The 14,092-nt window shown below is 62.5% G+C and carries 11 protein-coding genes; 8 read left to right on the top strand and 3 right to left on the bottom strand.

Translation table 11 applies throughout. From position 1 onward, the window contains the following. The 4 genes from EN949_RS24755 to EN949_RS24770 form a co-directional block, all read left to right on the top strand. The coding region (locus EN949_RS24755) for an ABC transporter substrate-binding protein (RefSeq protein ID WP_245458884.1) at positions 1–1,611 on the top strand (1,611 nt) is incomplete at its 5' end. A gap of 230 nt (positions 1,612–1,841) precedes the next feature. Continuing rightward, the gene (locus tag EN949_RS24760; RefSeq protein ID WP_013530883.1) at positions 1,842–2,876 is read left to right on the top strand and encodes an ABC transporter permease; all 1,035 of its coding nucleotides are present in this window, start codon (positions 1,842–1,844) and stop codon (positions 2,874–2,876) included. Between the two features lie 12 nt (positions 2,877–2,888). Further along, positions 2,889–4,046 carry an ABC transporter permease gene (locus tag EN949_RS24765; RefSeq protein ID WP_013530884.1) on the top strand — a complete coding sequence of 386 codons (1,158 nt, stop codon included), beginning with the start codon at positions 2,889–2,891 and terminating at the stop codon, positions 4,044–4,046. Between the two features lie 67 nt (positions 4,047–4,113). Beyond that, a complete protein-coding gene (locus EN949_RS24770; RefSeq protein WP_063168510.1) occupies positions 4,114–6,330 on the top strand; it encodes an ABC transporter ATP-binding protein in 2,217 nt (738 codons plus the stop codon). A gap of 34 nt (positions 6,331–6,364) precedes the next feature. On the opposite strand, the gene EN949_RS24775 is transcribed toward EN949_RS24770, so the two are convergent. Beyond that, on the bottom strand, positions 6,365–6,955 hold the full coding sequence (locus EN949_RS24775) for a transglycosylase SLT domain-containing protein (RefSeq protein ID WP_013530886.1): 591 nt from the start codon (positions 6,953–6,955) through the stop codon (positions 6,365–6,367). Positions 6,956–7,172: 217 nt separating this feature from the next. Here EN949_RS24775 and EN949_RS24780 point away from each other — a divergent pair, with 217 nt between their 5' ends. Beyond that, positions 7,173–8,711 carry a trimethylamine methyltransferase family protein gene (locus EN949_RS24780; RefSeq protein WP_024501515.1) on the top strand — a complete coding sequence of 513 codons (1,539 nt, stop codon included), beginning with the start codon at positions 7,173–7,175 and terminating at the stop codon, positions 8,709–8,711. Positions 8,712–8,769: 58 nt separating this feature from the next. Then, the gene (locus EN949_RS24785; RefSeq protein WP_127365434.1) at positions 8,770–11,196 is read left to right on the top strand and encodes an FAD-dependent oxidoreductase; all 2,427 of its coding nucleotides are present in this window, start codon (positions 8,770–8,772) and stop codon (positions 11,194–11,196) included. A 113-nt stretch (positions 11,197–11,309) separates the two neighbouring features. Here EN949_RS24785 and EN949_RS24790 read toward each other — a convergent pair whose 3' ends face one another. Continuing rightward, positions 11,310–11,702, bottom strand: a complete 393-nt coding sequence (locus EN949_RS24790) for a DoxX family protein (protein WP_013530889.1) — start codon at positions 11,700–11,702, stop codon at positions 11,310–11,312. A gap of 197 nt (positions 11,703–11,899) precedes the next feature. Between EN949_RS24790 and EN949_RS24795 the strand changes: the two genes are divergently transcribed. After that, positions 11,900–12,388, top strand: a complete 489-nt coding sequence (locus EN949_RS24795; RefSeq protein ID WP_084652544.1) for a hypothetical protein — start codon at positions 11,900–11,902, stop codon at positions 12,386–12,388. 80 nt (positions 12,389–12,468) lie between these two features. On the opposite strand, the gene EN949_RS24800 is transcribed toward EN949_RS24795, so the two are convergent. Beyond that, on the bottom strand, positions 12,469–13,245 hold the full coding sequence (locus EN949_RS24800) for a VOC family protein (RefSeq protein ID WP_013530891.1): 777 nt from the start codon (positions 13,243–13,245) through the stop codon (positions 12,469–12,471). A 166-nt stretch (positions 13,246–13,411) separates the two neighbouring features. On the opposite strand from EN949_RS24800, the gene EN949_RS24805 reads away from it, so the two are divergent. Then, a partial coding sequence (locus EN949_RS24805) for a gamma-glutamylcyclotransferase (protein WP_164782541.1) occupies positions 13,412–14,092 on the top strand: 681 nt, incomplete at its 3' end.

Here is a 14,092-nt window from a genome sequence, read left to right on the forward strand (position 1 = left end):
ATCCTGGCCATGGCCGAAGAAGCCAAGGCAGGCAAGGTGGACCGCCGCGAATTCCTGGCCATGGCCAGCGTCTTCGGCGCATCGACGGCAATGGCTTACGGCTTGCTCGGCCTCGCCGATCCGACGCCGGCGAAGGCCGAAGAGGTAAAGGGCAAGAAGGGCGGCACGCTGAAGATCGCCCAGTGGATCAAAGATCCCAAGGACCCGCGCAAGGCCGACTGGTCGGAAATCGCCAATGCCGAGCGCCAGGCGCTCGAGCCGCTGGTCAAGTACACCTCCGAATACACGTTTCGCCCCTATCTGCTGGAAAGCTGGGACGTCAACGACGACGCCACGCAGTATACGCTGCATGTGCGCAAGGGCGTCACCTGGTCGAATGGCGATGCCTTCACCGCCGATGACGTCATCTTCAACCTGAAGCGCTGGGCTGACAAGAAAGCCGAAGGCAATTCCATGCCCGGCCGTCTCGGCTCGCTGGTCAAGGACGACAAGCTCGACGAGAGCGCCGTGACCAAGCCGGACGACCACACGGTCGTGCTTAAGCTCAGCAAGCCGGACATCGCGCTGATTCCGAACATGTGCGACTATCCCGGGCTGATCGTCCACAAGACCTTCGATGAGAAGGGCGGCGACTTCAAGGCCTGCCCGATCGGCACCGGTCCGTTCGAACTCGTCTCCTACGATGTCGGTCAGAAGGTGGTCTACAAGCGCCGCACCGATGACAAGTGGTGGGACGGCGAAGTGTTCCTCGATGGCCTGGAATTCATCGACTACGGCACCGATCCGGCAGCCATGGTCAGCGCTTTCGAGGCCGGCGAAGTGCACACCAACTTCGAGACTTCGGCCGACTATGTGTCGATCCTCGACGGCATGGACCTGGTGAAGTCGGAAATCGTCACCGCGTCGACCATCGTCTGCCGCACCAACGTCAACAACAAGCCCTATGGCGACCAGAAGGTGCGCAACGCGCTGCAGCTTGCGGTCGACAACAATGTCGTCTTGCAGCTCGGCTACGGCAATGCCGGCTCGGTCGCCGAAAACCACCATGTCTGCTCGATCCATCCGGAATATTACGAGCTGCCCAAGGTTGCCCGTGATCCGGCCAAGGCGAAGGCGCTGATGGCGGAAGCCGGCCAAGCCGACTTCGAACACGAGCTGATCACCGTCGACGAAGACTGGCATAAGAACACCGGCGATGCGATCGCCGCCCAGCTGCGCGACGCCGGCATCAAGGTGAAGCGCACCGTTCTGCCGGGTTCCACGTTCTGGAACGACTGGACGAAGTATCCGCTGTCGATGACCAACTGGAACATGCGTCCGCTCGGCGTCCAGGTTCTGGCCATCGCCTATCGCACCGGCGAGGCCTGGAACGAGGCCGGCTGGTCGAATCCGGACTGGGATGCCAAGCTCAATGCGGCGCTCGCCGTTGCCGACGCCGCCAAGCGCAAGGACATGATGAAGGACATCGAGCAGATACTGCAGGATTCCGGCATCATGATCCAGCCGTACTGGCGCAAGCTCTACAGCCACTCGGTGAAGGCGGTGCAGAACTACAAGATGCACCCGACCTTCGAGCGCGACTACGGCAAGGTCTGGCTCGACCAGGCTTGATATCGCATCGACATGGAGGGAAGGGGCTCGCTCCCTTCCCTCGCTCTTTGCATTGTCCGTCCCTGCTGGTCCGCACATTCTCAAAAAAGTTGCGGACTCGCGGGCAAGGCCATGCAACAAAAACAGGGTTGATCGCATCCGAAGGCCTGTTTGACAGCCAGCCCCGCCGGTCACGGCAGGGTTGGCTTTCATAGCCGGCTCAAACCCCAACCCATCGGCAGGGGGCCGCCATGCTTTCCTTCGTTATCAGGCGTCTTGGCACCATGGCATTGACGATGCTGTGCCTGACCATGGTCGTCTTCTTCCTGATCAACCTCGAACCCAATCTGAAGAAGCTGGCGATCAGCCAGACCGAAATGCATACGTCGGCCGAGCAGCTCGAGAGCTGGCTGGTCAACCATGGCTACCGGCAGAACTTCTTCGTCCGCTACGGCCAGTGGCTTGGTGTCTTGCCCAAGCAGCCGGTAACCGACCCGGCGACCGGCAAGCCGGCGCAGCGTTTCTCCTTCTGCAACGATCCGCTCGTGCCGACCTTTGCCGGCGTTTTCCAGGGCGATTTCGGCTGCTCGACCAAGTTCAAGGCGACCGTCGCCTCAAAACTGTTTCCGGCACTCGGCGCTACGGGCATCCTGATGTTCTGGGTGCTGGCGGTGATGGTGCCGATCTCGCTGCTGATCGGCATTCTGGCCGGCATGCGTGAGGGGTCGCGAACCGACCGGGTGCTGTCCGTGGCGTCGATCGCCTCGACGGCGACGCCTGAATATGTGTCGGGCGTCATCTTCACCGTCATCTTCGCCTCATGGCTAGGCTGGCTGAACGGCTCGGCGGCTTCGGCCAGCCAGGGCATCACCTTCTACAATTTCACACTGCCGGTGATGACGCTGGCGATCTACGGCATCGGCTATATCGCCCGCATGACGCGAGCTTCGATGGTCGAAGTGATGACGCAGCAATATATCCGTACTGCGCGGTTGAAGGGTCTCTCCTTCGGCAGCGTGGTGGTCAAACATGCCTTGCGCAACGCGCTGATCGCACCGTTCACCGTCATCATGCTGCAATTCCCTTGGCTGCTCACCGGCGTCGTCATCGTCGAGGTGATGTTCCGCTACCAGGGCTTCGGCTACACGCTGGTCGAGGCGGCCGGCAACAACGATATCGACCTTTTGCTCGGCTGCTCGCTGGTCTCGGTGTTCATCGTCTTGATCACGCAGCTCATTTCCGATGTCGGCTACGCATTTCTCAATCCGCGTATCAGAGTTCAGTAGGGAGCGAAGCCGATGCCGGTTCAATACATCAGTGGCTTCACCGTCGTTTTCGAAGTGCTGTCGCGCTTCTGGCCGGTCTGGATCGCGCTCGTCATCGTCATGGGCGCGAGCTTCGCCTACAAGAAGAAGCTGGCGCTCTACGGCCAGCTGTTCGACAGCGGTGTCGGCATTGTCGGCGTCGGCATCTGCCTGTTCTGGCTGTTCACGGCGATCTTCGCCGCGACCATATCGCCCTTCGATCCGCTGGCCCAGATTCCGATCATGAAGGACGTGCTGCCGGGCGCCGTCGAACCGCAGTCGGGGCTGACCTATCTGTTCGGCGGCGACAAGCTGGCGCGCGACGTGTTTTCGCGCATGGTCTATGGCAGCCAGATCGTGCTGATCATCGCGCCTGCCGCGACCGGCTTCGCGCTGATGGTCGGCATCACGCTCGGCCTGCCCGCCGGCTATTACGGCGGCAAGATCGACACCGTGCTGTCGTTCCTGGCCAACCTTGTGCTCGCCTTCCCGGTGATCCTGCTGTTCTACCTCTTGGTGACGCCGGGTATCATGGACACGCCGATCCCGTACGGCATGGCCGGCGTGTTCTTCCTGTTCCCGATCATCTTCTTCAGCGTGCTGTTCTGGACCCGCTACAAGAACCGGCCCGACCGGCTCTACATCCTGCTCGGCATCACCCTGATCCTCGGTGGCTGGATCTATCTCGGCCTTGTGTTCGATAAGGACCCGCTGCACATCGTCCATATCGATCCAAACCAGCTCAACATCTTCGTGGCGGTGGTGTTCGCCTCCAGCCCCGGCGTGTTCCGCATCGTGCGTGGCCTGGTGATGGACATCAAGACGCGCGACTATGTGGCGGCGGCGCAGACGCGCGGTGAATCGCCCTGGTACATCATGCTGTGGGAGATCCTGCCCAATGCGCGCGGGCCATTGATCGTCGATGCCTGCCTGCGCATCGGCTACACCACCATCCTGCTCGGCACGCTCGGTTATTTCGGCCTTGGCCTGGCGCCGGAAAGTCCGGACTGGGGCACCGCGATCAAGGACGCCAGCCGCCTGCTGCGCTCCTTCATCCATCCGGCGCTGCCGCCGACCATCGCACTGATGTCGTTCGTGCTGGGCTTGAACCTGCTCGCCGACTCGCTGCGCGAACAATCGATGAAAGACTGATGTCGCGGGTTTCGACCCGATGGGCCTGAGAGAAACAGGCCTGGAAGAACCAGGATTGGAGCGACCCATGAACGAGGCAGTTCGAAATCCCGCCAAGCCGACCCCCGGGCCAACCAAAGGGCCGATCATCGAGATCGAGAACCTGTCGATCTCCTTCTTCACCCGCAAGGGCGAGATACCGGCGGTCATGGATTTTTCCTGCACCGTCATGCCGGGCGAGGCGATGGGCATCGTCGGCGAATCCGGCTGCGGCAAGTCGACCGTGTCGCTCGGCATCATGCGCGACCTCTCCAACATCGGGAAGATCGTCGGCGGCAAGATCAAGTTCCAGGGCAAGGACATGGGCGAACTCTCCGACGAGGAGTTGCGTTCCATCCGCGGCAACAAGATCGCCATGATCTACCAGGAGCCGATGGCGAGCCTGAACCCGGCGATGAAGGTCGGCCAGCAGCTGATGGAAGTGCCGCTGATCCACGACAAGGTGTCGAAGGAAGAGGCCTATAAACGCGCCCTCGATATGGTGCGCTCGGTCAAATTGCCCGATCCCGAGCGTATGATGCGCTCCTATCCGCACCAGCTCTCCGGCGGCCAGCAGCAGCGCATCGTCATTGCCATGGCGCTGCTGTCGAAGCCGGCGCTGCTTTTGCTCGACGAGCCGACGACGGCGCTCGACGTGACGGTGGAGGCGGGCATCGTCGATCTGGTCAAGGGGCTGGGCGAGAAGTTCGGCACGTCGATGATCTTCGTGTCGCACAATCTCGGCCTGATCCTGGAAACCTGCGATCGCATCACCGTGATGTATTCGGGCGAAGCGGTGGAGACCGGCAAGATCAAGGACGTGTTCGACCGGATGCGCCACCCCTATACGCAAGGGCTGTTCCGCTCGATCCCGCTGCCGGGCGCCGACAAGAACTCACGGCCGCTGATCTCCATCCCCGGACAGCTGCCGCTGCCGCACGAGCGGCCCAAGGGCTGCAATTTCGGCCCGCGCTGCCACCATTTCGTCGAGGGTGTCTGCAACGCCGCCGAAATCCCGATGATCGAGGTCGCTGGTCATGAAGGCCATTTCTCGCGCTGCGTGCGCTTCAACGAGATCGACTGGGAAGCGCTGCCACCCGGTGCCAAGAAGGTCAATGAGCGCGTCATGCCCGGCGCGCCGGTGCTCAAGATCGAGGACCTCAGAAAATATTACAGGGTCGGCGGCAGCGAGGTGTTCGGCTCGAGCGAGGGCCGCGTCGTCAAGGCCAACGAGACGATCTCGTTCATGGCGCGCGAATCCGAGACGGTCGCCATCGTCGGCGAATCCGGCTGCGGAAAGTCGACGCTGGCCAAGGTGCTGCTCGGGCTGGAGACGGCAAGTGCCGGCACGGTGACGCTGGGCAACACGGAAATCCAGTCGACGGGGATCGACAAACGGAGCGTCGACACGGTGTCGTCGATCCAGATGGTGTTCCAGAATCCGTTCGACACGCTCAATCCCAGCCATTCGGTCGGTTCGCAGATCATCCGCACGCTGGAGAAGTTCAATGTCGGCAAGACGGTTGCCGATCGCCGCAAGCGGATGCTGGAGCTGCTCGACCTGGTGAAGCTGCCGCGGGCATTCGAAACCCGCAAGCCGCGTCAGCTTTCGGGCGGCCAGAAGCAGCGCATCGGCGTGGCGCGAGCCTTTGCCGGTGACGCCAAGGTGGTGGTGGCCGACGAGCCGGTCTCGGCATTGGACGTGTCGGTGCAGGCGGCGGTGACCGAACTGCTGATGGACATCCAGCGCAAGAACAAGACGACGATGCTGTTTATCAGCCACGATCTGTCCGTCGTTCGCTACATCGCCGACCGCGTCGTCGTCATGTATCTCGGCTATATCGTCGAGCAAGGCACGACCGACCAGATCTTCGCACCGCCCTATCATCCCTATACCGAGGCGCTGCTGTCGGCGATCCCGATCGCCGACACGAGTGTCGTGAAGAAGCACATCGTGCTGGAAGGCGACATCCCGTCGGCGATGAACCCGCCATCCGGGTGTCCGTTCCAGACCCGTTGCGGCTACAAGAAGCTGGTGCCGGACAATCTCTGCGAGACCAAGGTGCCGCCGGTCAAGCATCTCGGCGACGGTCATATGAGCCTGTGCTGGCTCTCCGACGACGTGCTGGCCAAGATGGAGCCCGTGATCAAGTTCGACAAGGAACACGCCGCGCACGAAGGTATGCCGGACGACGCGCCGCATGGCGATGGCCCCGGTTTTGCTGGCACGCCACCAAAGCGTCCGCGCGGCAAAAGGCCGAGCTGACAGTCCGAAGATCGAGATCAACGATGCGGCAAGCTCAGTTCCCGCACTCGCTCAACTGCTGGGCATAGTCCCGCGCCATCTTGTCGGTGGCCCGGGCATAGCCCTGCACACCGGCATCGCCCCTGTTGCCGCGGCCATAGGCGGTCCAGCCGAGATAGTAGGCAAGGTAGAGATTGTAGGTGTCGTTGCGGGCGACGCCGTAGGTGTCAGATGTCTTGGAATGATACCAGCCGACGAAATCGACCGCATCGGCGAATTTCGTCCGCCGCGCCGCCCAGTTGCCGGTCTCGCGCTGATATTGCGACCAGGTGCCGTCCAGCGCCTGCGAGAAGCCGGTGGCCGTGGAGACGTGCTTCCACGGAATGAAGCCGAGCAGCTTGGTACGCGGCGGCCTTGCATTGCTCTTGAAGCCCGATTCCTTGCGCACCGTCGCCATCAGTACGGGAACGGGAATGCCATATTTCTGTTGGGTGCGCTCGGCGGCAGACTGCCAGTTGTCGAACCAGCCGTCATTCTGGTCGAAGACGGCGCAGACATTGTTGATGTGATTGGGCGGCGTGGCGCAGGCCGAAAGCGCCAGCAGCACGCAAACCGCACCAATTTTACTAAAACTCGAACTACGCATCGGCAGAGCAATAGGCCGAAATCATAAAGGGAATCTTGCAGCGTCCATTAACGCTTCGCCCGAGCGGTCGCTCGAGGAAATCCCATATCAACAATCCGACATATTTCGTCGTATTCTATAAATGGATACTGCGGAAATGCCGCCGTGGCTAAAATCACGCCCGCAAACGGCGTATTTATGACAGCTTGCCTGGTTTGCCGGGGCTTTGATGCCAGGCATGAACGAACCAAGACGCAAACGCGGCGCCGAGCGCACCAGCAATCGGGGGCCATCGGCCATTCCGCAACTGCCGCTCAGGCGGGTGACCAATCCCTATCCGCCAATGGCCATGCTGTCGCCCGATCAGATCGAGCAGATCCATCAGGCGTCGATGCACATATTGGAGAATTTCGGCATCGAGGTGATGAGTCCGCGCGCGCTGTCGCTGTTCGAGAAGGCCGGCGCCAGGGTCGATCATGCCTCAGCGAATGTCCGCATCGATCGCGGCCTGATCGAAGACGTGCTGAAGACCACGCAGCCCAGCTATGTGTTGACGCCGCGCAACCCGGCCAACGCGGTTCATCTGGGCGGCAACACCATCAATTTCACCCTCGTTGCCGGGCCGCCCAATGTCCATGACATGGAGCGCGGCCGCCGCGCCGGCAATTTGCGCGACTATTCGGATCTCACACGGCTGGCGCAGCATTTCAACTGCATCCACATGCTGGGCAACCAGGTCTGCGCGCCGGTGGAGCTGCCGGCAAACTCCCGCCATCTCGACACTTATTTCACCAATCTGACGCTGACCGACAAGAGTTTCCATGTCTCGGCGATCGGCCGGGGCAGGGCATTGGACGGCATCGAGATGATGGCGATTTCGCGTGGGCTGACGCTCGACCAGATGCGCGACGATCCCGGTATCACCACCATCATCTCGGTCAACTCCCCGCGCCGCTTCGACGAGATGATGGCCGAAGGCCTGATGACCATGGCCGAGTTCGGCCAGTCGGTGGCGGTGACGCCGTTCACGCTGATGGGGGCGATGAGCCCGGTGACGCTGGCCGGGGCGCTGGCGCAGCAGAATGCCGAGGCGCTGTTCGGCGTCGTGCTGACGCAGCTTGTCCGTCCGGGCGCGCCGGTCATGTATGGCGCCTTCACCTCCAATGTCGACATGAAGTCGGGCGCGCCGGCCTTCGGCACGCCCGAGAACACCAAGGCCAACATTGCGTCAGGGCAACTGGCGCGGCGCTACGGGCTGCCCTACCGCACGACGCCGGGCTCGGCTTCCAATGCCGCCGACGCGCAGGGCGCCTATGAGACGCTGATGGCACTGTGGGGGGCGGTGCTCGGCCACGGCAACCTCGTCTACCACGCCGCCGGCTGGCAGGAGGGCGGGCTGACGGCGTCGTTCGAAAAACTCATCATCGATGTCGAGATGATCCAGCATATGATGGAGTTCTTGCGCCCGATCGAAGTCAATGAGGCGGAACTCGCCGTCGAGGCTTTGGGTGCGGTGCCAACCGGTGGGCATTTCTTCGGCGAGCCGCACACGCTGGAGCGCTACGCCACTGCCTTCTACCAGCCGATGCTGTCCAACTGGCAGAATTACGAAGCCTGGCAGGAAGCCGGCGGCCTCGACGCCACGGCACGCGCAACGCGGCTGTGGAAGAAAGCGCTGGAGGACTATGTCGAGCCGGTGATGGATATCGCCGTGCGCGAGGCGCTAGAGGCTTACATGGCCAGGCGCAAGGAAGCGATCGGGCAGGGCGAGCCGTGATCGTTCCCAGCTTGAATCCATTCACCCATTCAACTCACTGATATCAGAGAAAAAATCCATGAAATCGCATGCAAAGGTCGTGGTCATTGGCGGTGGCGTCGTCGGATGCTCCGTGTTGTTCCATCTCGCCCGCCACGGCTGGACCGATGTTGTCCTGCTCGAGCGCGACGAGCTGACCTCAGGCTCGACCTGGCACGCGGCCGGGGGCATGCACACCATCAATGGCGACCCCAACGTCGCCAAGCTGCAGAAATACACGATCAATCTCTACAAGGAGATCGAGGAGCTTTCCGGCCAGGCGACCGGCGTGCATCTGACCGGTGGCGTGCTTCTGGCAGCGACCGAGGCGCGGCTCGACTGGCTGCGCGGCGTCGTCGCCAAGGGCCGCTATCTCGGCATCGAGCTCGAGGAGATCTCGCCCAACGAAGCGGCCGAACTGATGCCGCTGCTCGATCCCAAGCAGTTCGTCGGCGCGGTCAGGAACAAAGAGGACGGCCATCTCGATCCCTCCGGCGTCACCCACGCCTATGCCAAGGCCGCGCGGAAACTTGGGGCGGAAGTGGAGCGTTTCACCAAGGTCGAGGACATCGTGCGGCGCCCTGACGGACTGTGGCGGGTCATCACCAACAAGGGCGAGGTGGTGGCCGAGCATGTCGTCAACGCCGGCGGCCTGTGGGCGCGCGAGGTCGGCCGCATGGTCGGCCTCGAACTGCCGGTGCTGGCCATGGAGCACATGTACCTGATCACCGAGGATATGCCGGAGGTCGCCGCCTGGAACGCCAAGACCGGCACCGAGATCATCCACGCGGTCGACTTCGACGGCGAGCTTTACCTGCGCCAGGAGCGCGGCGGCATGCTGATGGGCACTTACGAAAAGGCCAACAAGCCATGGTCCGAATACCAGACGCCATGGAATTTCGGCCATGAATTGCTGGCGCCCGACATCGACCGCATCGCGCCGTCGCTTGAGGTCGGCTTCCGCCATTTCCCGGCCTTCCAGAACACGGGCATCAAGCAGATCATCAACGGGCCTTTCACCTTCGCGCCCGACGGCAACCCATTGGTCGGGCCGGTGCGCGGGCTGCCGGGCTTCTGGGTCGCCTGCGGTGTCATGGCCGGGTTTTCGCAAGGCGGCGGCGTCGGCCTCGCTTTGTCGAACTGGATGATCGAGGGCGATCCCGGCGCCGACATCTGGGCGATGGATGTCGCGCGCTACGGCGACTGGGCGACGATGGCCTATACCAACGCCAAGGTGCGCGAGAATTATTCCAGGCGCTTTTCGATCCGCTTCCCCAATGAGGAGCTGCCCGCCGGGCGGCCGCTGAAGACGACGCCGGTCTACGACCTGCTGTCGGCCAAGGGTGCGCAATGGGGCGTTGCCTATGGGCTGGAAGTGCCGCTGTGGTACGCGCCGGAAGGCGTCAAGGACGAATTCTCCTGGCGCCGCTCGAGCGATTTCACGCAGGTCGCCAAGGAGGTCGCCACAGTTCGCGACGGTGTCGGCCTGTCGGAGATTTCGAGCTTCGCCAAATACAAGGTGACGGGTGAGGGAGCGGCCGCCTGGCTCGACCGGATGCTTGCCTGCAAACTGCCCAAGCCCGGCCGCATGACGCTGGCGCCGATGCTGAAGGAAGACGGCAGACTGATCGGCGATTTCACCCTCGCCAATCTCGGAAGTGAGGGCTGGTTCCTCGCCGGCTCCGGCATCGCCGAGCAATACCATATGCGCTGGTTCGAGAAGCACCTGCCTGACGATGGATCGGTCCGCATCGAGGCGCTGGGCGCGAAGCTCACCGGTCTGTCGATCGCCGGCCCGAAGGCGCGGGATGTGCTGGCAAAGGCGACGCGCTCGGATGTCTCCAACGCGGCCTTTTCCTTCATGGCCATTGGCCGGATGGATATCGGCATGGCGCCGTGCCTGGTCGGCCGTGTGAGCTATACCGGCGATCTCGGCTACGAGATCTGGGTGGCGCCGGAATACCAGCGCGTCGCCTATCAAGCGCTGATGGCGGCGGGCGGGGAATTCGGCATCGGCCTGTTCGGCTCGCGCGCGCTCAATGCGCTGCGGCTGGACAAGAATTACGGCTCATGGGGGCGCGAGTACCGGCCGATCTACGGGCCGCTGGAAGCGGGGCTCGACCGCTTCGTTGCTTACGGCAAGGACGCCGATTTCATAGGCAAGGCCGCGGCGCTGGCCGAGCGCAGGCAGGGCGGCAAATTGCGCCTGCGCGCTTTTATCGTCGATGCCGACGATGCCGATGTCATTGGCGATGAGCCGATCTGGTTCGATGGTGCGGTGCGCGGCTGGGTGACGTCGGGTGGCTATGCGCATCATTCGAAGAAATCCGTCGCCGTCGGCTATGTGCCGAAGGAGATCGCTGATGAGAGCGACGGCTTCGAGATCGAGCTGCTGGGCAAGCGCCATGCGGCGCGCATTCAGGCGGTGCCGCTGTTCGACGCCAATTTCGAACGGATGCGTGCTTGAAGCGCTTCGGCTTCGCCGATGCGCTTCAGATTCCTGTTTTGTGGATGTCGTTGTCCCAAAACCGCCGGGCACTTTTGGGCGACATGCACCAGGCCCGCATCCTCTTTCTGGCGTCAGGCGCTGCGGCGGCTGTCCAGCGCGAAGGCGCCGGCGCCGGCAAACACCAGATAGAGGAAGATGAAGCAGAACGAGATCGCCGAATCGCCGCCATTGTTGACCGGGAAGAAGTCGCGCGGCATGTGCGCCATGAAATAGGCGATCGCCATTTCGCCGGCCAGAAGGAATGCCACCGGTCGCGTGAACAGGCCCAGCGCGAGCAGGATGCCGCCGGCGAATTCGAGGATGGCGGCAGTCGTGGTCAGCCCGGAAAGGGCGTGGGGATCGACGCTGACGGGGAAGTTGAACAGTTTCTGGCTGCCATGCTCGATGAACTGCAGCGCGGTCATGATGCGCAACACGCCGAGCGCCTGCGGCTGGTATCTGGAGAGGCTTTCGAAAAGCTTCATAATGACTCCATTTTCAATCCGTCCGGCCATAGATTATCGCCCAGGAATGGACCATTGACTTCCCATGGCCTGGCGTCAACAATCGGTGATTGAAAATGTCCCCAGCTTGACCCTTCACATTTTTCCCGCAAGGGTTGTATTTCTATCGTTGCGGTTGTATTAGTGCGGCCACTCTAGAAATGTGGGTTCCCTTTGCCATGAAAAAAGTCGCCATCAGCCTCTTCGCAATTCTTGCAGGCACCAGCTTTGCCATGGCCGAGGACGCCGGCTGTGAGGCCTTCAAGTGGCCCGTGACGCGGGAGCAGACCCTGTTTGCCGCGGCACCGGCAACGCCGTCCGGAGCGGCACTGGCGGTTGGTGCGGCTGCGGACCTGGCGCTGGTGCCGGTAGAGAAAGCCGGTTTTGCGGTAGCGCCCGAACGTGCGCCGGCATCAGACAGTTTCGGGGCCGTCGCCAGCGTGGAGGTGCCATCCGAGGGAGCCATCCAGATAAGTCTCTCGGGGGAGGCCTGGATCGATGTCATCCAGGATGGCCAGGCCATCAAGTCGGCGGGCTACAGTGGCGTGAAAACATGCCCTGGCATCCGCAAGAGCGTGCGCTTCAAGCTTGCGCCCGGCCCGGCCACCGTTCAGTTCAGCGGCGCGAAAAAAGCTGAGTTGAAGGTTGCGGTGCTGGCGCCGGAATGAGGCGGCGCCAGGCAGGGGAGAGGCCTTCATCGGTGGTCCGATGAAAGCCCGCACTTTGTGTCAGCGGTGTTCGATCGCCGTCAGCGGACTGGCGCCATCAAGGCGAAGTGCGCGCCTTGCGGGTCCTGGCACTGCACGATCCAACTGCCGCCGGGGACCTCCATCGGCCCCATCAGGATCTTGCCGCCATTGTCGGTGACCCGTTTGGCCGCCGCGTCGATGGCCGCAACGTTGAAGTAGAATTGCCAGACCGGGACCGGGATCTGCGCGGGCTTGTTCATGATGCCGCCGCCGGATTCGGGGCCGGCCGTAAAAGTCTGGTACGTGCCCATCGGGCCCATGTCGAAATCGCCGGCGTCGACCCAGCCGAACTGGTCGGAATAGAAATCGAACGCGGCTTTCCAGTCCGACGTGTAAAGCTCGTGCCAGCCGATGTGGCCCGGCGTGCTGGCCGGCACGACAGGCTGGTCGGGACCGTTCGGCTGCAGGAACATGAAGGTCGCGCCTTGCGGATCGGCGACGACGGCAAAGCGGCCGACGCCCGGAATGTCGTCGGGCTGGCGGTGAACGGTGCCGCCGGCTTTCTCCAGCGATGCAGTTGCGGCATCGACATCCCTGGTGTGGATATAGCCGAGCCAGGCAGGCGGCATGCCCATCTTGGCGGCATCCTCGGGCAAGGTCATCAGGCCGCCGACGCCACGTTCGCCGACATTCATGACGATGTAGCGCGGCATGCCGGGTGCCTTATCGAAGGGCTGCGCCGTCCAGCCGACCACTTGGGTGTAGAACGCCTCGGCGGCGTCGAGATCTGATGTCATCAATTCGTACCAGAAGAAGGGCATCGGGGTTTTTGGCATTTTCGGTCTCCTCACCTTTCATGGATCGATCGTCGTCCACCATAGGACGATCCTCACGACGGAAATCCGACACCGCCCGGACAACAATGGGTGTGTGTGCCAAGCGTTCCCTGATTGCGCATCCAGCGGTTTTCGATTTCTCTGCGGTCATGAGGGGTTGTCGTCCATGCGCTTGATGTCGCTCACGCCCGAGCTTGTCGCACTGTGCCATCGGGAAGAGGCCGATCCCGGTCCGGACCCGAGCTGGACAGACATGAACGACGAGGACTTTCGAACCCTCGCCTTGCGACTGTCCAATGAAGCCGATGAGGGACCGTTATGGGTGTTCGCCTATGGGTCGCTGATCTGGAAGCCGGAATTCGAGTCGGTCGAGCAACAGCTCGCCACAGCCTTCGGCTGGCACCGCTCCTTCTGCCTCGACATGGTGCGCTGGCGCGGCAGCGCCGAGCAGCCTGGGTTGATGATGGCGCTCGAGCGGGGCGGGCGCTGCAACGGCGTGATCTATCGCTTGCCGGAGGGTGAGAAGCCGGCGCAGATCGAAAGGCTGTTGCGGCGCGAGATCAGCGACCATGAAAGCATCGAGACGGTTCGCTGGCTGCCGGTGCATACGCCGCAGGGTAAGCTGCGCGCGCTCGGCTTCTGGGTCGGCGTGAAGGGCAGGGGAACGTCGCTGAACCAGCCGCTGGACAGAGTGGCGAGCGTGCTGGCCAGAGCCTGCGGGCATATCGGATCCGGCGCCGAATATCTCTACAACACGGTCAGCCATCTCGAAGCATTCGGCATCCGCGACCGCAATCTGTGGCGATTGCAGGAATTGGTGGCGCAGGAGGTCAGGGCCATCCATGGC

Source organism: Mesorhizobium sp. M7A.F.Ca.US.007.01.2.1 (assembly GCF_003998165.1).
GTDB classification, from domain to species: Bacteria; Pseudomonadota; Alphaproteobacteria; order Rhizobiales; family Rhizobiaceae; genus Mesorhizobium; species Mesorhizobium ciceri.

Bases quoted from the DNA above. Each gene is read 5' to 3' on its own strand.
- EN949_RS24760 (WP_013530883.1), top strand. From the start codon at position 1,842: ATGCTTTCCTTCGTTATCAGGCGTCTTGGCACCATGGCATTGACGATG.
- EN949_RS24765 (WP_013530884.1), top strand. From the start codon at position 2,889: ATGCCGGTTCAATACATCAGTGGCTTCACCGTCGTTTTCGAAGTGCTG.
- EN949_RS24770 (WP_063168510.1), top strand. From the start codon at position 4,114: ATGAACGAGGCAGTTCGAAATCCCGCCAAGCCGACCCCCGGGCCAACC.
- EN949_RS24775 (WP_013530886.1), bottom strand. From the start codon at position 6,955: ATGCGTAGTTCGAGTTTTAGTAAAATTGGTGCGGTTTGCGTGCTGCTG.
- EN949_RS24780 (WP_024501515.1), top strand. From the start codon at position 7,173: ATGAACGAACCAAGACGCAAACGCGGCGCCGAGCGCACCAGCAATCGG.
- EN949_RS24785 (WP_127365434.1), top strand. From the start codon at position 8,770: ATGAAATCGCATGCAAAGGTCGTGGTCATTGGCGGTGGCGTCGTCGGA.
- EN949_RS24790 (WP_013530889.1), bottom strand. From the start codon at position 11,702: ATGAAGCTTTTCGAAAGCCTCTCCAGATACCAGCCGCAGGCGCTCGGC.
- EN949_RS24795 (WP_084652544.1), top strand. From the start codon at position 11,900: ATGAAAAAAGTCGCCATCAGCCTCTTCGCAATTCTTGCAGGCACCAGC.
- EN949_RS24800 (WP_013530891.1), bottom strand. From the start codon at position 13,245: ATGCCAAAAACCCCGATGCCCTTCTTCTGGTACGAATTGATGACATCA.